This window comes from Pseudomonas sp. Pso3 (genome assembly GCF_055393275.1).
Genome location: NZ_AP043687.1, coordinates 2761888 through 2779844, shown reverse-complemented (window position 1 = coordinate 2779844; position 17957 = coordinate 2761888). Strand labels below are relative to the sequence as shown.

The window sequence follows — 17957 nt, the reverse complement described above, 5'->3', positions numbered from 1 at the left end:
GCCCCGCCATGCCGGTAAACAGAATAATGAGAAAATCCAAGTACAAGGTTTAGCCTGAATGACCCCTACCGATCCACACCTGTTTGGCCGCCAGATCTTCCACGTGTCCCGTGCCTGGCGCGCCGAGCTCGACCGGCGCCTGAGTCATCTGGGGCTGTCTCAGGCGCGTTGGCAGGTATTGCTGAACCTGGCGCGGATGAAGGGCGTCCAGCCCACCCAGCGTGAGCTCGCCCAGAGCATCAGCATCGAGGGGCCGACCCTGGCACGGCTGCTGGACGGTCTGGAAAAGCAGGGGCTGGTCAAGCGCCTGGCGGTCACCGAGGACCGGCGTGCCAAGCGCATCATGCTGACCCAGGAGGCCGGTCCGCTGATCGAGAAGATCGAGACCATCGCCGAAGCCCTGCGCAAGGAGCTGCTCAGCGGCCTGGACGACGAAGAGATCGCCATCTGCCAACAGGTCCACCAGCGCGTCCTGGCCAATCTCGAGCGCGGTTGACTGCCGTCTGGCGGCTTGCCCCGCGCGGTAGCGCCCCCCGCCATCAACACCCGCTTCGGCCGAGGCGTCTGGGATCGCCTATCGCGCCCGGTCGCCTTCGCGGTGGGCTTTTCGGCGCGTGCGGCCATCGGTTTGCCGTCTGTCGGTATCGATGCTACGTTCCAGCGTAGCGGAGGCGATTTTTGTGAGCCACCGCGCTAAAACACCGGTTTACTCGAATACCTGACGCAGCGGTATCCATGGTCGCGAAACGCCGTCCCCTTGCCTTTGTCATCCTGTCGGCCGCCGCGCTGACCACTCTTCCTCAAGCGGCGTTCGCGCTCGGCCTGGGGGGCATCACCCTGCAGTCCGCTCTGAACGAGCCCCTGCGCGCGCGGATCGAGCTGGTCAATATCGGCGATGCCGATGCCGGGGACTTCCGCATCCACCTGGCGGCGAACGAGGCGTTCGCCCAGGCTGGCGTGGACCGCACCCAGTTCCTCGATGACCTGGTATTCACCCCGCATCTGCGCACGGCGGCCGGCAGCTACATCGAGGTCACCTCGCGCCGCTCGCTGGTCGAGCCCTATCTCGGCTTCATCGTTCAGCTGGAACAGCCAGGCGGCAAGCAGCTGCGCGAATTCACCCTGCTGGTGGATCCCCCGCGCAGCGGTGGCGCCCCTACCAGCGTCGCCAGTACGGCGCCGGCGCGCGTCCAGCCTGCACCCACCCGCGCCGCCGCTGCGGCCCCCGCCACGGGATCGATGGCTCGACAAGCCGTTTCAGCGCCGCGCCAGGGGCTGGCACCCTCGCCGGATCTGGCTGCCGGGGAAGGCGTCTACCAGACGCGTCCCAAGGACACCCTCTGGAGCATTTCCAAGCGCCTGGGGCCCATGGCGAACCGGTCGGCGGAGCAGCTCATGGCCGATCTGTTCGCGCTCAATCCGGCGTCCTTCGCCAACAACGATCCCGGGCGACTCAAGGCCGGGCAGCGCCTGCGGCTGCCGGTGGGGGTCAGCGAGCCTGCCCCGCGGCAACCCGTGGTGGCCAGGGCCGCCCCATCGCCGGCGCCCACCCCGGTGCCCGCGGCACCGGTCGCCGCCGCGCCGGTGCTGGCACCTGCACCCGCGGCCTCGGCAGCCGCACCAGCGCCCGTCGCGGCCCCAGCCCCGGCAAGCGAAGGGGCGGCGCCACCCGTAACGGCGCCGCAGCCCGCCGCAAGCCCTGCCGAGGACACCAAGCCGCTGCTGGTGACCCAGGACCTGGGTCGGCAGGTCGGCGATCTGGAGGGTCAGCTCACCCAGCTGCAGGAGCGCTACGACGCGCTGCTGGCGCAGAAAGAGGCGATGATCGAACAGCTTCAGCAGGACCGTGACGGTCTGCAGCAGCAGTTGAAGCAGGCGCGTTCGGTGGCCCTGGCCGCGCCGACGCCGGTAGGCACCCCCGCGGCACCTGCAACGCCAGCGCCGCAGGCGGCACCCGTTGTGGGTTCCACGTCCGACAGCGCCGACGAAGGCCTGCTGTCCCTGCGCTCGCTGTTGCTGGCTGGCGCCGCGGCCATTCTGGCCCTGGCCGGGGTGCTCTGGTGGCGTCGGCGCCAGGCCGAAGAGGCTGCTGTCGACGTGGAGGACGAGGTCGAGCAGCTCGACAGGGCGGAGCCCCTGCCCGAGCCCGTTCTGGCCGCTACCCAGCCGGTGCCTGCCAAGGCCAGGCCGGCGACCGTCGCCAGCCCGGCGCCGGTCGACGATCATGCCGGTCGTGCGGAGATCTACATCGCCTATGGCCGTTACGGCCAGGCGCGAGAAGTGCTGGAAAGCGGTCTCGCCGAAGACGATCGGCGGCAGGATCTGCGGCTGCTGCTGCTCCGGGTACTGGCCACCCTGGGCGAGGCCCAGGCGTTCCGGCAGCACGAACAGCGCTTTCTCGCGCTGGGTGGCGTGGCGGCGAGCCTGGCAGTGCTGCATGCCCAGTTTCCCGGGATGTCCGCCGAACCGGTGGACCCCCTGCTGGAAGATGATCTGGACCTCGACCTGCCGGCGTTCGACGCGCCAGCGAGCGAGTGGTCGGCGGAATTGCAATTCGCCGAGCCGGCAGCGCCTGCCCCGGTGACCGAAGAGCACTATGACCTGGATCTGGCCGACCTCAGTCTCGATGAGGCCATTGCCCTGACCGAGGAGCTGGATGCCGATTCCGGGTGGAAGCAGGTCGATGCCCTGGAGGTCAGCCTCGAGGACGACTTCCCCGAAGGCCTGGGCGAGTTGCCGGCGGTCATGGAGCTGGACCTGAGTCTCGACGAGCACTTCATGGCCGACACCATCGCCCGGCGGTTCGCCGAGGCCGAGGCCTGTCTCGACCAGGGCGACGTCCAGCACGCGACCTCGTTGCTGCAGGAGATCGTCAGCGAGGGCAGCGACAGTCAGCGCGAGCGGGCCGAGATCCTGCTGTCCCGCATAGCCTGATCAGAAGCTGTTGCCCAGGTTGATGTAGAAGGCGTGCTCGCCCTGGTCGCTCAGGCCATAGGTGAACTTGAGCGGCCCCAGTGGCGTATCCAGGCCGAGGAACAGGCTGGCTGCGCTGATGTTGCCGCTGTCGTAGTCGTCGTCGCGGTTCCAGATCCGCCCCTGCTCCAGGCTGCCACCCAGGTACACCGGGGTGTCCAGTGGGAACAGCGAGCGTTGCGTGAGCTGGTGGTAATAGATCAGCCGCGCCAGACCGTAGTTCTGGCCGGACAGGGCGTCCTGCCGATAGCCCGAGAGCTGCCAGGCTCCGCCCAGCAGGAAGCTGCTGGTCACCACATTGGTGTCGCTGTCGGTCGACAGGGTGCGGCCCAGACCGCCACCCAGCACGAAGGTGTTGTAGCCGTAGCTAAGCGCCTTGTTCAGGTGCAGATCCAGCTGCCGATAGCGCGAATCCGAGCCCAGGCTCGGATCGAATTGCTTGAGCGTCAAGGCCAGATCCTGGCCCTCCCGCGGGAAGTTCACGTCGTCCAGATCGTCCAGCGAATAGCGCAATTCGTAGAAGCCTTCGGTAAAGGATTCCTCGGGTGTCTCTCGCGGGCCGACATGCACCTTGGTGCTGCCCCAGTCGTGGCCGATGCCCAGGCGTATCTCGGCCTTGTTGCCGATCTGCCGCCCTACGTTCAGGCCGAAGCCATAGCGTTCGCGGCGGTATTCGGCGATGGGGTCGTTGCGTTCCAGCTGCTCGATGTTGCGCGCCTCGCCGCCGATATAGGGGGCTATGAAATAGCGTGAGCCGACGTCCAGCGGCTGGTAGAACTCGCTGTAGAGCTCCTGGTGATCGCCGATCTGCACCCGCGTCAGCCATTCGCCACCCAGGCGATTGAGGCCATTGATGCGATAGCTGGCACCGAAGTTGAAGGCGCTGTCGCCTCGCAGGTCATCCGACAGATTCAGGCCCAGCCGCAGGAAGTCCGTGCCGCTGCGCTTGCCGCGGGCGTAGATCACCAGCACATTGTCACCGGGGCCATCCCGGCGGATGCGGTATTCCACCTGGTCGAAGTAGTCCAGGCCATAGAGAGTGCTCATGTCATCCTGCAGGCGCTCCACGTTAAGGGGTTCGCCCAGGCGCTGGCGGATGTAGTGGCGGATGACCTCGTCCTCGACCTTGGAATCGTTTTCGATGCGGATGGCGTCGATGACCGGGGTGCGGCTGCTGGGCGCACGCGCGGCCGCCACCGCGGTGGTGCGTTCGTTCTTCGCGTCCTTGCGCAGCACCGCGAGCTCGCCGGCCATGGCCATCGTCGCCCGGTAGCCCGCATCGATCAGCGCCTTGACCTCGCTGAAGTCGGCGCTGGTATAGCTGGCCAGCGGCGGCTGGATCAGCAGGTCCTGCTTGCCCAGGGTCGCCAGTTGCGCCTGGGAGTTGTTGCGGGTCATCAGGGTGGTGGACTGATTGAGCACGTCCAGCACCGTGGTCAGGTCCTTGCGCTTGAGCAGCGGGGTGCCGATGTCGACCACCACCACCCGCTGCGCGCCCATGTCCCGCGCCACGTCGATGGGGATGTTGTCGACCATGCCGCCGTCCACCAGCAGCCGGCCGTCGATCTCCACCGGGGCGAACACCGCCGGAATCGACATGCTGGCGCGGATGGCCCGGGGCAGGTGGCCGTGGTCGAACACCACCTTCTCGCCGGTGGTGATGTCCGTGGCCACGGCGCGGAAGGGGATGGCCAACTGGTTGAAATCCCGGGTGTCGCTGGTATGCACGAACAGCTTTTCCAGCATCATCCCCAGGTTCTGGCCCTGGATCACCCCGATCGGCAGGCCCAGGGTGCCATCGTCGCGAAAGCTCAGCTTCTGCTTGACCAGGAAATCGCGGTCATCCTGCTTGCGCCTGAAGGGCACGTCCTTGCGTGGCGGCTGGTCGGAAAGCACCTGGCCCCAATCCATGTCCAGCGCGATGCGTTCCAGTTCCTCGGCGCTGTAGCCGGCGGCATAGAGACCACCGATCACCGCGCCCATGCTGGTGCCGGCGATGGCGTCGACCTGGATGCCCTGTTCCTCCAGCGCCTTGAGCACGCCGATATGCGCCAGCCCCCGGGCCGCGCCGCCGGACAGCACCAGTCCCACCTTGGGCGGTGGCGCACCCCAGGCCAGGGCGGACAGCAGAAGGCAGACTACGGGCAGCAACAGGCGCATAGGACGGACCACATGGCGGACGGGATCGAGGGCTGCGTATTATAGGGAGCCCAGGCCTTGCGAGGTGTACCGTGGCGAACGCCAAACCTGTCATCACCATCCATTACTGCACCCAGTGCCAATGGCTGCTGCGCTCGGGGTGGCTGGCTCAGGAGCTGCTCAGCACCTTTGGTACCGATCTGGGTGGGGTGACGCTGCTACCGGGGACCGGTGGTGTGTTCGAGATCGCCTGTGGCGGGGAGGTGCTCTGGGAGCGCAAGCGGGATGGCGGCTTTCCCGATGCCAGAACGCTGAAGAACCGGGTCAGGGACCTGGTGTTTCCGGAGCGCGATCTGGGGCACGGCGAGGGACAGCGGCGCGAAGGCGGGGATGGCGCCCCCGAAGGGGCGTGAGATCAGGCTTCCGAGCTGACCGTATCCCGTACATCGAGGGTATTGGTGACTGGCGCTGCGGCGGGTGCGCTCACTTCGGCCGCGCGAATCTCGACGGCGTGCAGGCCCTTGGGACCCTGAACGATATTGAAGTTGACCGCCTGGCCCGCCTTGAGTGTGCGGTAACCGTCCATCTGAATGGCCGAGTAATGAGCGAATAGGTCTTCATCACTGTTATCTGCAACGATGAAGCCATATCCTTTGGCGTTGTTGAACCATTTGACCTTGCCACTGAGCATACCGGCTCCCTCTGCAAAGGACTCCAAGCCTGGAGTATCATTCGACTACAGTTCCAGTGAATCCACACAGACGCCACTACAACGGAACCCTTGGTACCTCGTCGGGTACAGGATGTTTGTAACACCCTTTCAGTCTTAGTCAAGGCAAGGCACTAGGCGGCTGAGACGTGGATCAAGCTCTTTTTTTCCTGCTATTCATCCCGTAATTCGGAATCGATCAGAATGCGTGTAATCGACCCCATCCGACTGGCGGCGGACGACAACGAACATCAGGACGGCGACAACGGTGGCCTGGCGGTGCAGGAAGCCAAACCTGCACTAAAACGGCCAGCCAGATATCGCGTTCTGATGTATAACGATGACTACACCCCGATGGAGTTCGTCGTCGAGGTGCTGGAACGCTACTTCAGCATGAACCGCGAAGCGGCTACCCAGGTGATGCTCACTGTGCATACTCAGGGAAAGGCGGTCTGCGGAACATTTACTCGCGATGTCGCTGAAACCAAGGCCATGCAAGTCAATCAATATGCGAGGGAGTGCAACCACCCGCTGCTGTGTGAAATCGAAATCGAAAGTTAGATCTGTGCTGCTTGGGCTACTGTGCTGCTTGGGCTATGAGGTGAAGCTATGTTGAATCGTGAGCTCGAAGTCACCCTGAATCTCGCCTTCAAGGAGGCGAGGACGAAGCGTCATGAATTCATGACCGTTGAGCACCTCCTGCTGGCGCTGCTGGACAACGAAGCGGCCGCCACCGTGTTGAGAGCCTGCGGCGCCAACATCGATCGCCTTCGTCGCGATCTGTTGGAATTCATAGATTCCACCACGCCCCTGATTCCACAGCAGGATGACGAGCGCGAAACGCAACCGACGCTGGGCTTCCAGCGGGTCCTGCAGCGTGCGGTCTTCCACGTGCAGAGCTCGGGCAAGCGCGAAGTGACCGGGGCCAACGTCCTGGTGGCCATCTTCAGCGAACAGGAAAGCCAGGCGGTGTTCCTGCTCAAGCAGCAGAGCGTGGCGCGGATCGACGTGGTCAACTTCATCGCCCACGGCATCTCCAAGGTGCCCGGCGCCGCCCCTGAAGCCGAACAGGATCAGGACGCCGCCGAGGAGGAGGGTGCCGAGCCTAGTTCCTCCAACAATCCGCTCGAAGCCTACGCCAGCAACCTCAACGAGCAGGCGCGGCAGGGCCGCATCGATCCACTGGTCGGCCGCGAGCACGAAGTCGAGCGCGTTGCCCAGATCCTCGCCCGGCGTCGCAAGAACAATCCGCTGCTGGTGGGTGAGGCCGGGGTCGGCAAGACCGCCATCGCCGAAGGCCTGGCCAAGCGCATCGTCGACGGTCAGGTCCCCGACCTGCTGGCGGACAGCGTGGTCTACTCCCTGGACCTCGGTGCCCTGCTGGCCGGCACCAAGTACCGTGGCGACTTCGAGAAGAGATTCAAGGCGCTGCTGGCCGAGCTGAAGAAGCGGCCCCATGCCGTGCTCTTCATCGACGAGATCCACACCATCATCGGTGCCGGCGCGGCCTCGGGCGGAGTGATGGATGCCTCCAACCTGCTCAAGCCGCTGCTGTCCTCCGGCGAGATCCGTTGCATCGGCTCCACCACCTTCCAGGAATTCCGCGGCATCTTCGAAAAGGACCGGGCACTGGCTCGGCGCTTCCAGAAGGTCGACGTGGTCGAGCCCTCGGTGGACGACACCTACGGCATCCTGCGTGGCCTCAAGGGGCGCTTCGAGCAGCATCACCATATCGAGTACACCGATGAGGCGCTGCGTGCGGCAGCCGAGCTGGCCGCCCGCTACATCAACGACCGCCACATGCCTGACAAGGCCATCGACGTCATCGACGAAGCCGGCGCCTATCAGCGCCTGCAGCCCGAGGATCGTCGCGCCGAGCGCATCGACGTGCAGCAGGTCGAGGACATTGTCGCCAAGATCGCGCGGATTCCCCCCAAGACCGTCAACAGTTCCGACAAGGAGCTGCTCCGCAACCTGGAGCGTGACCTCAAGCTGACCGTGTTCGGTCAGGACCTGGCGATCGAATCCCTGTCCACTGCCATCAAGCTGTCCCGTGCCGGTCTGAAGTCGCCGGACAAGCCGGTCGGTTCCTTCCTCTTCGCAGGTCCCACCGGCGTGGGCAAGACCGAGGTGGCGCGGCAGCTGGCCAAGGCCATGGGTGTGGAGCTGGTGCGCTTCGACATGTCCGAGTACATGGAGCGGCATACCGTGTCCCGGCTGATCGGTGCGCCCCCCGGCTATGTCGGTTTCGACCAGGGTGGCCTGCTGACCGAGGCCATCACCAAGACACCGCACTGCGTGCTCCTGCTCGACGAGATCGAGAAGGCCCACCCCGAGGTGTTCAACCTGCTCCTGCAGGTCATGGACCATGGCACCCTGACGGACAACAACGGTCGCAAGGCCGACTTCCGCAACGTGATCCTGATCCTGACCACCAACGCCGGTGCCGAAACCGCATCCCGTGCCTCCATCGGCTTCACGCTGCAGGATCACACCACGGATGCCATGGAAGTCATCAAGAAGAGCTTCACGCCGGAGTTCCGCAACCGTCTGGACACGATCATCCAGTTCGGCCGACTGAGCACCGAAGTCATCAAGAGCATCGTCGACAAGTTCCTCACCGAACTCCAGGCGCAACTCGAGGACAAGCGTGTGCAGCTCGAGGTCAGCGATGCGGCCCGTGGCTGGCTGGCAGAGCGTGGTTATGACGTGCAGATGGGTGCTCGTCCCATGGCGCGCCTCATCCAGGACAAGATCAAGCGGCCGCTGGCCGAGCAGATCCTGTTTGGCGACCTGGCTGACCATGGTGGTATCGTGCACATCGATGCGGTGAACGACGAGCTGGAGTTCGAGTTCGAGACCACGGCCGAACCTGCCTGAGGGCAGGTCGCGGTTTACAATCGCTCATGAAAAAGCCCGGCATCGCCGGGCTTTTTCATGAAAGGATTCGCTTAGCGCGCGCGGTAGGTGATCCGGCCCTTGCTCAGATCGTAAGGCGTCAGCTCCACGCGAACCTTGTCCCCCGTGAGGATGCGGATGTAGTTCTTACGCATCTTTCCGGAGATGTGCGCGGTGACGACGTGCCCATTTTCCAACTCCACGCGAAACATGGTGTTGGGCAGGGTGTCGACGACAGTACCTTCCATTTCGAAGCTGTCTTCTTTCGACATATATAGAAAAGCCCTCGGTGACAAGATAGGCCCAGAGCAGTCCGGGCGAAAAAGGCCCATATTCTGACAGAAATTCAGAAAAAGCGCTATTTCGTCAGGCCAGGGCGACCCAGCGCTGATTGACGAAGAGCTCGATGGGGCGATACTCGGTCTTATAGGACATCTTGCGACACCCTTTGATCCAGTAACCGAGATAAACCGCATCCAGGCCGAGGCGCCGGGATTCCGCGATCTGCCAGAGGATGCCGAAGACGCCGAGGCTGCGCTTCTCCTCGCTGGGATCGTAGAAGGTATAGACGGCCGACATGCCGTTGGGCAGGACATCGGTGACGGCGATCCCGATCAGACGATCTTCCACCCGCATCTCATAGAAGAAGGCGTAGGGCAGGTTGCTGACCAGGAAGGTGGAGAACTGGCCGCGACTCGGCGGGAACATGTCGCCGTCGGCGTGCCGCTCGCTGATGTAGCGGGCGTACAGCTGATAGCGTTCTTCGGTGAAGCCCGGGTCACAGCGGCTGACCTTGATGTCGAGGTTGCGCTTGAGGACGCGATTCTGCTTGCGGCTGGGGCGAAAGCGGGCGACGGGAATGCGGGCGGGGACACAGGCCTTGCAGAGCTGGCAGTGAGGACGATAGAGGTGGTCGCCACTGCGGCGGAAGCCCAGTTCGGACAACTCCGCGTAGATCTGGCCGTTCATGGGCTGCGAGGGGTCGAGAAACAGCGTGGTCGCCTGCTCGTTGGGCAGGTAACTGCAAGCGTGAGGCTGGGTTGCGTAGAACTTGAGTCTCGCCAGCTCGGTCATGTCGAACCTCTACATAAGCCTAGCCTGAGTGTAAGTCACCCGCAGGAGGTAGGCCAGGCGGCCATGCTGGCCTGATCCAGGTATTTGGCCAGGTATTCGGCAAAGCGTTCCCGAGAGAGACTGCTCGCACCGAGACTCTGCAGATGTGCGGTTTGCATCTGGCAGTCGATCATCACGAAGCCCCAGGCCGCCAGGTCCCGGACCAGGGTCACGAAGCCGATCTTGGAGGCGTTGTCGACGTGGCTGAACATGGATTCGCCGAAGAACAGCTTGCCCATGGCGATGCCATAGAGCCCGCCGACGAGCTGGTCGCCGTCCCAGACCTCCACGGAGTGGGCCCAGCCCTGGGTGTGCAACTGCTGGTACGCCTGACGCATCTCCGCGGTGATCCAGGTGCCGTCCGCATCGCGGCGCGGACCGGCGCAGGCCAGGATCACCCGCTCGAACGCCTGGTCGTAGGTGACCCGCAGCGGCGTCTTGCGCAGAGTCTTGGCCAGGCTGCGAGAGACGTGCAGATCCGGCGGAAAAAGCACCGTCCGCGGATCCGGCGACCACCAGAGCAGGGGCTGGCCGGCCTGGTACCAGGGAAAGCAGCCATGTCGATAGGCGCTGATCAGGCGCGCCGCACTCAGGTCGCCGCCGATGGCCAGCAGGCCGTTGGGTTCGCGTAGCGCCTGCTGCAGCGGCGGAAAGTCAGGGCTTTCGCGGGTCAGCCATTTCACCATGGTAGGGGAGGGCGCCTTCTGATGGGTGGAGCCGAAGCTGTGCCGCTTGTGCGTAACAAGCTCAAGAAATCGTCATAACTCTTTGTCAGGACAACGAAAGAATGCTCCAATGTTGTGCCTGAAGGCGGTTCCGGTACGGCCGGCCGCTATCGTGCCATGTTTCGCCGTGGGACTGTAGAAGCAGGGCCCGGGCGATCTAGAATGGCGCACTGTTTTTGATTCACGGTCACACGTTCCGTGTGCGGGAAAAGCGCGCTTGAAGCAATCCAGTTCTGTCAGCCACGTCAACCAATGGCGTGAGCATCTGCATTATCGTCTCAAGGAGGTGGTGCTCATCGCACTGGCCGCCTTGTGCCTGTATCTGCTCATGGCTCTGCTGAGCTACGACCCCTCAGATCCGGGCTGGACCCACACCAGTCGCATCGATCAGGTCCATAACACTGCGGGCCGCGCCGGCGCCTGGCTGGCCGACGTGCTGTTCATGGCCCTCGGCTATTTCGCCTTTGTGTTTCCCGTACTGCTCGCCGTCAAGACCTGGCAGATCTTCCGCAAGCGGCATCTGCCCTGGGAATGGAGCGGCTGGCTGTTTTCCTGGCGGCTGACCGGCCTGGTGCTGCTGGTGATCTCGGGTTCGGTACTGGCCTATATCCATTTCCATGCGGCTTCGGCGCTGCCGGCGTCCGCCGGCGGCGCGCTGGGCGAAAGCCTGGGGCAGCTGTCGGTCGCCGCCCTCAATGTCCAGGGCAGCACGCTGCTGTTCCTCGCGCTGTTCCTGCTGGGGCTCACCGTCTTCACCGACCTGTCCTGGTTCAAGGTGATGGATTTCACCGGCAAGGTCGTGCTCGATCTGCTGGATCTGGTGCAGGGTGGCTTCAGCCGCCTGGCCGGCGGTCGCCGTCAGGCGCCGGAGCTGGACGTCTTCGACGAGCCGGTGTCACCGCCGGTGGCCCGCAAGAGCAAGGCGCGTGACGTGCCGGTTCCGGTCGCCGACGAAGACCTCGACGACCTGCTCGACATCGCGCCCCCGCCACGGGTCGAGCGCGCCGCGCCGCGCATCGAGATGCCGGCGCCCAGTCGCTTCGTTGCCGAGCCGGCGGAGTCCGCACCAGTTGCAGTCGCACCCGTCGCGGCGGCTGCCAGCGTGGCCATGCCCAGCCCGCCGCCGCGCAAGGCTGCGCCGGCGCCAGCCCCTGCGCCTTATGCGCCGGCAGCCGCCGTCACCCGTGTCGATGCGGACCTGGAGGGCACCCTGCCGCCGCTGTCGATCCTGGATCGCGCCGAGAAGAAACAGCAGAGCTACTCGCCGGAATTCCTCGAAAACATGTCGCGCCTGCTGGAGGTCAAGCTCAAGGAGTTCGGCGTCGAGGTACTGGTCGAAAGCGTCCATCCCGGCCCGGTGATCACCCGCTTCGAGATTCAGCCGGCGGCCGGGGTCAAGGTCAGTCGCATCTCCAACCTGGCCAAGGACCTGGCGCGCTCCCTCGCCGTGTTCAGCGTCCGGGTGGTGGAAGTCATTCCCGGCAAGACCACCGTGGGTATCGAGATTCCCAACGAGGATCGCCAGATGGTGCGCTTCTCCGAGGTGCTCGAATCGCCCGAGTACGCCGCGGCCAAGTCGCCCGTCACCCTGGCCCTGGGTCACGACATCGGCGGCAAGCCGGTCATCACCGACCTGGCCAAGATGCCGCACCTGCTGGTCGCCGGTACCACCGGCTCCGGTAAGTCGGTGGGCGTGAACGCCATGCTGCTGTCGATCCTGTTCAAGTCCAGCCCGGAAGACGCGCGGCTGATCATGATCGATCCCAAGATGCTGGAACTCTCGATCTACGAGGGCATTCCGCACCTGCTCTGTCCGGTGGTCACCGACATGAAGGAGGCCGCCAACGCTCTGCGGTGGAGCGTGGCGGAGATGGAGCGGCGCTACAAGCTGATGGCGGCCATGGGCGTGCGTAACCTGGCCGGCTTCAACCGCAAGGTGAAGGACGCCGAGGAAGCGGGCACTCCGCTGACCGATCCGCTCTATCGTCGCGAGAGCATGGACGACGAGGCGCCGCTGCTGAAGACCCTGCCGACCATCGTGGTGGTGGTGGACGAATTCGCCGACATGATGATGATCGTCGGCAAGAAGGTCGAAGAGCTGATCGCGCGGATCGCGCAGAAGGCGCGAGCGGCCGGCATCCACCTGATCCTGGCCACCCAGCGTCCCTCGGTGGACGTCATCACCGGTCTGATCAAGGCCAACATCCCGACGCGGATGGCCTTCCAGGTGTCGAGCAAGATCGACTCCCGGACCATTCTCGACCAGGGCGGCGCCGAACAGCTGCTTGGTCACGGTGACATGCTCTATCTGCCGCCGGGTACCGGCCTGCCGATTCGCGTCCACGGCGCCTTCGTGTCCGACGACGAGGTCCATCGCGTGGTCGAGGCCTGGAAGGAGCGCGGCGCCCCCGACTACATCGAAGACATCCTCAGCGGCCCGGACGAGGGCGGCGGGGCAGGCTTCGAGGGGGGTGGTGGCGAAGGCGGCGAGAGCGACGAGGACGATCCGCTCTACGACGAAGCGGTGCGCTTCGTTACCGAGAGTCGCCGGGCTTCCATCTCCGCGGTCCAGCGCAAGCTCAAGATCGGTTACAACCGGGCGGCACGCATGATCGAAACCATGGAAATGGCCGGTGTCGTATCGCCCATGAACACCAACGGCTCGCGTGAGGTCACAGCGCCTGCTCCGGTGAGAGACTGACATCCATGAGGACCTCGATGCACAAGCTGCGTTGCTTCGCCCTGGCCGCCCTGGCCGCCGTAAGCTTTTCCGCCCATGCCGACCAGGCGTCGGTGGGTCGCCTGTCGCAACTGCTGGACAAGGCCCAGACCCTGACCGCGCGCTTTTCGCAACTGACCCTGGATGGCTCGGGTACCCGCCTGCAGGAAACCGCCGGGAACATGAGCCTCAAGCGTCCCGGGCTGTTCCGCTGGCATTCCGATGCCCCCCAGGAGCAGCTGCTGGTGTCCGATGGCAAGCAGGTCTGGCTGTACGACCCGGACCTGGAGCAGGTCACCATTCGCAAGCTGGACCTGCGCCTGACCCAGACGCCGGCGCTGCTCCTGTCGGGCGACATCTCCAAGATCGAGAGCAGCTTCGACGTCACCAGCAAGGACGCCGGCAACGTCGTCGACTTCGTGCTCAAGCCCAAGACCAAGGACACCCTGTTCGACAGCCTGCGGCTGTCCTTCCGCAACGGCGTGATCAACGACATGCAGTTGATCGACGGTGCCGGTCAGAGAACCAACATCCTCTTCTTCAACGTCAAGCTCAACGAGCCGGTGGCCGCGTCCCAGTTCACCTTCCAGGTGCCCAAGGGAGCCGACGTCATCCAGGAGTGATCGCACCCCATGGATCTCTTCAGCACCGCACCCGTCGGGCAGCCCTTGGCTGCCCGCATGCGTCCCGAGACCCTCGATGAATACGCGGGTCAGCAGCACCTGCTGGCGCGGGGCAAGCCCCTGCGCGAGGCGCTGGAGCAGGGTGCGCTGCATTCGATGATCTTCTGGGGGCCGCCCGGGGTGGGCAAGACCACCCTGGCGCGGCTGCTGGCGCAGGTCTCCGATGCCCATTTCGAAACGCTGTCGGCGGTGCTCTCCGGGGTCAAGGAGATCCGCCACGCGGTGGAGGTGGCCAGGCAGCAGGCCGCTCAGTATCGCCGCCGCACCATTCTCTTCGTCGACGAGGTGCATCGCTTCAACAAGTCGCAGCAGGACGCCTTTCTGCCCTATGTCGAGGATGGCACCCTGATCTTCATCGGGGCGACCACCGAGAATCCCTCCTTCGAACTCAACAACGCGCTGCTCTCGCGGGCGCGGGTCTATGTGCTCAAGAGCCTGGACGACGAGGCCCTCGCCGGCCTGGCACACCGGGCGCTGACCAGCGCCAAGGGACTGGGCGAGCGCCAGCTGAGCCTGCCCGACGACGCCCTGGCGCTGCTGCTGGCCGCCGCCGATGGCGACGGTCGCCGACTGCTTAACCTGCTGGAGAACGCTGCGGACCTGGCCGAGGACGGTGGTGTCCTGGATGCCGAGCTGTTCCAGAGTCTGCTGGGCGATCAACGCCGGCGCTTCGACAAGGGAGGCGAGGCCTTCTACGACCAGATCTCCGCGCTGCACAAATCGGTGCGGGGCTCGAATCCCGATGGTGCCCTCTACTGGTTCGCGCGGATGATCGACGGTGGCTGCGATGCGCTGTACATCGCCCGGCGCGTGGTGCGCATGGCGAGCGAAGATATCGGCAACGCCGATCCGCGCGCCCTGAGCCTGTGCCTGGACGCCTGGGACGTCCAGGAGCGCCTGGGCAGTCCGGAAGGCGAGCTGGCCATCGCCCAGGCGATCGTCTATCTGGCCTGCGCGCCCAAGAGCAATGCCGTCTACATGGGTTACAAGGCCGCCCTGGCCGATGTGCGCCAGAACGGCTCGCGCGAGGTGCCGCTGCACCTGCGCAACGCACCGACCAAACTGATGAAGAATCTCGGCTACGGCGACGAATACCGCTATGCCCACGATGAGCCTGAGGCCTATGCCGCGGGCGAGGACTACTTTCCCGAAGAGCTCGAGCCGCGCCGTTACTATGAGCCGGTTCCCCGTGGGCTGGAGCTGAAGATCCGCGATAAACTGCAGCATCTGGCGGACCTCGACCGGTCCAGCCCGCGCCAGCGCCGGCGGCGTTCCTGACCCCCCGCCCGCGCCGTTGCCCCCATTCCTAAGCAAGAGAAACGGACATGCTTGATTCGAAACTGGTTCGCACCCAAACCGAGGAGGTGGCCGCACGTCTGGCGACCCGTGGCTACGTCCTGGACGTCAGCCTGGTGGAGTCGCTGGAAGCTCGTCGCAAGGCCGTGCAGACCCGCACCGAGACCCTGCAGGCCGAGCGCAATGCCCGCTCCAAGGGGATCGGCCAGGCCAAGGCGCGCGGTGAAGACATCGCGCCGTTGCTGGCCGAGGTCGATCGCATGGGCAGCGAACTGGAAGAAGCCAAGCGCGAGCTGGATCTGGTCCAGGGCGAGCTGGATGCCCTGCTGCTGGGCCTGCCCAACCTGCCCGACGCCTCGGTGCCGGTCGGCAAGGACGAAGACGACAACGTCGAAGTCCGTCGCTGGGGCACGCCGCGTGAGTTCGACTTCGAGATCAAGGATCACGTCGCCTTGGGCGAGACCCACGGCTGGCTGGACTTCGAGACCGCCGCACGTTTCTCGGGCGCCCGCTTCGCCGTGATGCGTGGCCCCATCGCCCGCCTGCATCGGGCGCTGGCGCAGTTCATGCTCAACCTGCACACCGGCGAGCACGGCTACGAAGAGACCTATACGCCCTACCTGGTGCAGGCCGAAACCCTGCAGGGCACCGGTCAGCTGCCCAAGTTCGAGGAAGACCTGTTCAAGATCGGCCGCGAAGGCGAGAGCGATCTCTACCTGATCCCCACCGCCGAGGTCACCCTGACCAACCTGGTCGCCGGCCAGATCCTCGACGCCAAGCGTCTGCCGCTCAAGTTCACCGCCCATACCCCCTGCTTCCGCAGCGAAGCCGGGGCCTCGGGGCGCGACACCCGCGGCATGATCCGTCAGCACCAGTTCGACAAGGTGGAGATGGTCCATATCGTCGAGCCGAGCACCTCCTTCCAGGCCCTGGAAGAGCTGACCGGCCACGCCGAAACCGTACTGCAGCGCCTGGAGCTCCCCTACCGGGTGCTGTCGCTGTGCACCGGCGACATGGGCTTCGGCGCCACCAAGACCTACGACCTGGAAGTCTGGGTGCCGAGCCAGGGCAAGTATCGCGAGATCTCGTCCTGCTCCAACTGCGGTGACTTCCAGGCGCGCCGCATGCAGGCCCGCTATCGCAATGCCGAGGGCAAGCCCGAGCTGGTGCATACCCTCAACGGCTCCGGCCTGGCCGTGGGTCGTACCCTGGTCGCCGTGCTGGAGAACTATCAGCAGGCCGATGGCAGCATCCGCGTTCCCGACGTCCTCAAGCCCTACATGGGTGGCCTCGAGGTCATCGGCTGATGGACTACCTGCCGCTCTTCCACAAGCTCGACGGCCGTCCGGTACTGGTGATCGGCGGGGGCGATATCGCCCTGCGCAAGAGCGTGCTGCTGGCCGAAGCCGGCGCGCTCATCACCCTGGTGGCGCCGGAGATCGAGCCTGAGGTGCGCGCCTTCGTCGAGGCGCGGGGCGGCAGTTGCCGGGTCGAGCGCTATGCGGCGGACCATCTCGCCGGGCATTGCCTGGTGATCGCGGCCACCGACGATGACGAGGTCAACGAGAGGGTGTCCCACGACGCCCAGGCCCTGGGCCTGCCGGTCAACGCGGTGGATGCGCCGAAGCTGTGCACCGTGATCTTCCCGGCCATCGTCGATCGCTCGCCCCTGGTGATCGCCATCTCCAGCGGCGGTGACGCCCCGGTGCTGGCGCGCCTGGTGCGGGCCAAGCTGGAGAGCTGGATCCCGGCGACCTACGGGCAGCTGGCGCAACTGGCCCAGCGCTTTCGCGCCCGGGTGAAGACGCGCTTCGCCGATCTGCAGGCACGGCGGATCTTCTGGGAAGAGGTGTTCCAGGGCGAGGTCGCGGAAAAGGTCTTTTCCGGCCAGCCCCAGGCGGCCGAACAGCTGCTGGAAGCCAAGCTGACCAGCGAGACCGCCACCTTCCGCGGCGAGGTCTATCTGGTCGGCGCCGGTCCCGGCGATCCGGATCTGCTGACCTTCCGCGCCCTGCGGCTGATGCAGCAGGCCGACGTAGTGCTCTACGACCGCCTGGTGGCCCCAACCATCCTCGACATGTGCCGGCGCGATGCCGATCGCATCTATGTCGGCAAGCGTCGCGCCGAGCATGCGGTGCCTCAGGATGATCTCAATCGCCTGCTGGTCAAGCTGGCCCGGGAGGGCAAGCGGGTCCTGCGATTGAAGGGAGGCGATCCCTTCATCTTCGGTCGCGGCGGCGAGGAGATCGAGGAGCTGGCGGCCGAGGGCATTCCCTTCCAGGTGGTGCCGGGCATCACTGCGGCCAGTGGCTGTGCGGCCTATGCCGGCATTCCCCTGACCCACAGGGACCACGCCCAGTCGGTGCGCTTCGTCACCGGTCATCTCAAGGACGGCTCGGCCGATCTGCCTTGGACCGATCTGGTGGCGCCGGGGCAGACCCTGGTGTTCTACATGGGCCTGGTGGGACTGCCCACCATCTGCGAGCAACTCATCGCCCATGGCAAGGATCCGGCAACGCCGGCGGCGTTGGTGCAACAGGGCACCACGCTCAATCAGCGGGTATTCACCGGTACCCTGCAGGATCTGCCGCAGCTGGTTGCCGAGCATGAGGTCCACGCGCCGACGCTGGTGATCGTCGGCGAAGTGGTGGCACTACGCGAGAAGCTGGCCTGGTTCGAAGGCGCCCAGACGACGGTCTGAC

At 65.2% G+C, this 17957-nt stretch carries 15 protein-coding genes; 10 read left to right on the top strand and 5 right to left on the bottom strand.

From position 1 onward, the window contains the following. Window positions 1–58: 58 nt before the first annotated feature. Window positions 59–496 (top strand): MarR family transcriptional regulator, encoded by a 438-nt coding sequence (locus tag ACZ5R1_RS13040; protein WP_007162293.1) that lies wholly within the window; start codon window positions 59–61, stop codon window positions 494–496. 239 nt (window positions 497–735) lie between these two features. Continuing rightward, the gene (locus ACZ5R1_RS13035; RefSeq protein WP_288449650.1) at window positions 736–2934 is read left to right on the top strand and encodes a FimV/HubP family polar landmark protein; all 2199 of its coding nucleotides are present in this window, start codon (window positions 736–738) and stop codon (window positions 2932–2934) included. On the opposite strand, the gene ACZ5R1_RS13030 is transcribed toward ACZ5R1_RS13035, so the two are convergent. Further along, window positions 2935–5133, bottom strand: a complete 2199-nt coding sequence (locus tag ACZ5R1_RS13030; RefSeq protein ID WP_074585126.1) for a patatin-like phospholipase family protein — start codon at window positions 5131–5133, stop codon at window positions 2935–2937. A 71-nt stretch (window positions 5134–5204) separates the two neighbouring features. Here ACZ5R1_RS13030 and ACZ5R1_RS13025 point away from each other — a divergent pair, with 71 nt between their 5' ends. After that, the gene (locus tag ACZ5R1_RS13025; protein ID WP_042136403.1) at window positions 5205–5525 is read left to right on the top strand and encodes an Rdx family protein; all 321 of its coding nucleotides are present in this window, start codon (window positions 5205–5207) and stop codon (window positions 5523–5525) included. A gap of 2 nt (window positions 5526–5527) precedes the next feature. On the opposite strand, the gene cspD is transcribed toward ACZ5R1_RS13025, so the two are convergent. Beyond that, window positions 5528–5803, bottom strand: coding sequence for a cold shock domain-containing protein CspD (gene cspD / locus ACZ5R1_RS13020; RefSeq protein ID WP_007162297.1), 276 nt, complete (start codon window positions 5801–5803; stop codon window positions 5528–5530). A 222-nt stretch (window positions 5804–6025) separates the two neighbouring features. On the opposite strand from cspD, the gene clpS reads away from it, so the two are divergent. Beyond that, complete coding sequence (clpS, locus tag ACZ5R1_RS13015; protein WP_007162298.1) at window positions 6026–6382, top strand: ATP-dependent Clp protease adapter ClpS; 357 nt, start codon at window positions 6026–6028, stop codon at window positions 6380–6382. A gap of 48 nt (window positions 6383–6430) precedes the next feature. Further along, window positions 6431–8701 carry an ATP-dependent Clp protease ATP-binding subunit ClpA gene (gene clpA, locus ACZ5R1_RS13010; protein ID WP_007162299.1) on the top strand — a complete coding sequence of 757 codons (2271 nt, stop codon included), beginning with the start codon at window positions 6431–6433 and terminating at the stop codon, window positions 8699–8701. Window positions 8702–8772: 71 nt separating this feature from the next. Here the strand turns inward: clpA and infA are convergent, their stop codons facing one another. The 3 genes from infA to aat all read right to left on the bottom strand — a co-directional run bounded on the left by infA (window position 8773) and on the right by aat (window position 10518). Then, a complete protein-coding gene (infA, locus tag ACZ5R1_RS13005) occupies window positions 8773–8991 on the bottom strand; it encodes a translation initiation factor IF-1 (protein WP_002553999.1) in 219 nt (72 codons plus the stop codon). 94 nt (window positions 8992–9085) lie between these two features. Further along, window positions 9086–9793, bottom strand: coding sequence for an arginyltransferase (locus ACZ5R1_RS13000; RefSeq protein ID WP_007162300.1), 708 nt, complete (start codon window positions 9791–9793; stop codon window positions 9086–9088). 35 nt (window positions 9794–9828) lie between these two features. Then, window positions 9829–10518, bottom strand: a complete 690-nt coding sequence (gene aat, locus ACZ5R1_RS12995; protein WP_044342335.1) for a leucyl/phenylalanyl-tRNA--protein transferase — start codon at window positions 10516–10518, stop codon at window positions 9829–9831. Window positions 10519–10774: 256 nt separating this feature from the next. On the opposite strand from aat, the gene ACZ5R1_RS12990 reads away from it, so the two are divergent. From ACZ5R1_RS12990 to cysG, 5 genes are read left to right on the top strand one after another with little or no spacing between them, the layout of a single operon-like run. Next, the gene (locus tag ACZ5R1_RS12990) at window positions 10775–13258 is read left to right on the top strand and encodes a DNA translocase FtsK (RefSeq protein WP_464712361.1); all 2484 of its coding nucleotides are present in this window, start codon (window positions 10775–10777) and stop codon (window positions 13256–13258) included. A 17-nt stretch (window positions 13259–13275) separates the two neighbouring features. After that, entirely contained in the window at window positions 13276–13899 is a 624-nt protein-coding gene (gene lolA / locus ACZ5R1_RS12985) for an outer membrane lipoprotein periplasmic chaperone LolA (protein ID WP_007162303.1), read from the top strand. Window positions 13900–13908: 9 nt separating this feature from the next. Then, window positions 13909–15237 (top strand): replication-associated recombination protein A, encoded by a 1329-nt coding sequence (locus ACZ5R1_RS12980; RefSeq protein WP_115946883.1) that lies wholly within the window; start codon window positions 13909–13911, stop codon window positions 15235–15237. Window positions 15238–15284: 47 nt separating this feature from the next. Beyond that, window positions 15285–16562 (top strand): serine--tRNA ligase, encoded by a 1278-nt coding sequence (gene serS, locus ACZ5R1_RS12975; protein WP_027597797.1) that lies wholly within the window; start codon window positions 15285–15287, stop codon window positions 16560–16562. Further along, entirely contained in the window at window positions 16562–17956 is a 1395-nt protein-coding gene (gene cysG / locus ACZ5R1_RS12970; protein WP_007162306.1) for a siroheme synthase CysG, read from the top strand. The genes serS and cysG overlap by 1 nt, the downstream gene beginning before the upstream one ends. The last annotated feature ends 1 nt before the right edge of the window (window position 17957 follow it).

Bases quoted from the DNA above. Each gene is read 5' to 3' on its own strand.
- ACZ5R1_RS13040 (WP_007162293.1), top strand. From the start codon at position 59: ATGACCCCTACCGATCCACACCTGTTTGGCCGCCAGATCTTCCACGTG.
- ACZ5R1_RS13035 (WP_288449650.1), top strand. From the start codon at position 736: ATGGTCGCGAAACGCCGTCCCCTTGCCTTTGTCATCCTGTCGGCCGCC.
- ACZ5R1_RS13030 (WP_074585126.1), bottom strand. From the start codon at position 5,133: ATGCGCCTGTTGCTGCCCGTAGTCTGCCTTCTGCTGTCCGCCCTGGCC.
- cspD (WP_007162297.1), bottom strand. From the start codon at position 5,803: ATGCTCAGTGGCAAGGTCAAATGGTTCAACAACGCCAAAGGATATGGC.
- clpS (WP_007162298.1), top strand. From the start codon at position 6,026: ATGCGTGTAATCGACCCCATCCGACTGGCGGCGGACGACAACGAACAT.
- clpA (WP_007162299.1), top strand. From the start codon at position 6,431: ATGTTGAATCGTGAGCTCGAAGTCACCCTGAATCTCGCCTTCAAGGAG.
- infA (WP_002553999.1), bottom strand. From the start codon at position 8,991: ATGTCGAAAGAAGACAGCTTCGAAATGGAAGGTACTGTCGTCGACACC.
- ACZ5R1_RS13000 (WP_007162300.1), bottom strand. From the start codon at position 9,793: ATGACCGAGCTGGCGAGACTCAAGTTCTACGCAACCCAGCCTCACGCT.
- aat (WP_044342335.1), bottom strand. From the start codon at position 10,518: ATGGTGAAATGGCTGACCCGCGAAAGCCCTGACTTTCCGCCGCTGCAG.
- lolA (WP_007162303.1), top strand. From the start codon at position 13,276: ATGCACAAGCTGCGTTGCTTCGCCCTGGCCGCCCTGGCCGCCGTAAGC.
- ACZ5R1_RS12980 (WP_115946883.1), top strand. From the start codon at position 13,909: ATGGATCTCTTCAGCACCGCACCCGTCGGGCAGCCCTTGGCTGCCCGC.
- serS (WP_027597797.1), top strand. From the start codon at position 15,285: ATGCTTGATTCGAAACTGGTTCGCACCCAAACCGAGGAGGTGGCCGCA.
- cysG (WP_007162306.1), top strand. From the start codon at position 16,562: ATGGACTACCTGCCGCTCTTCCACAAGCTCGACGGCCGTCCGGTACTG.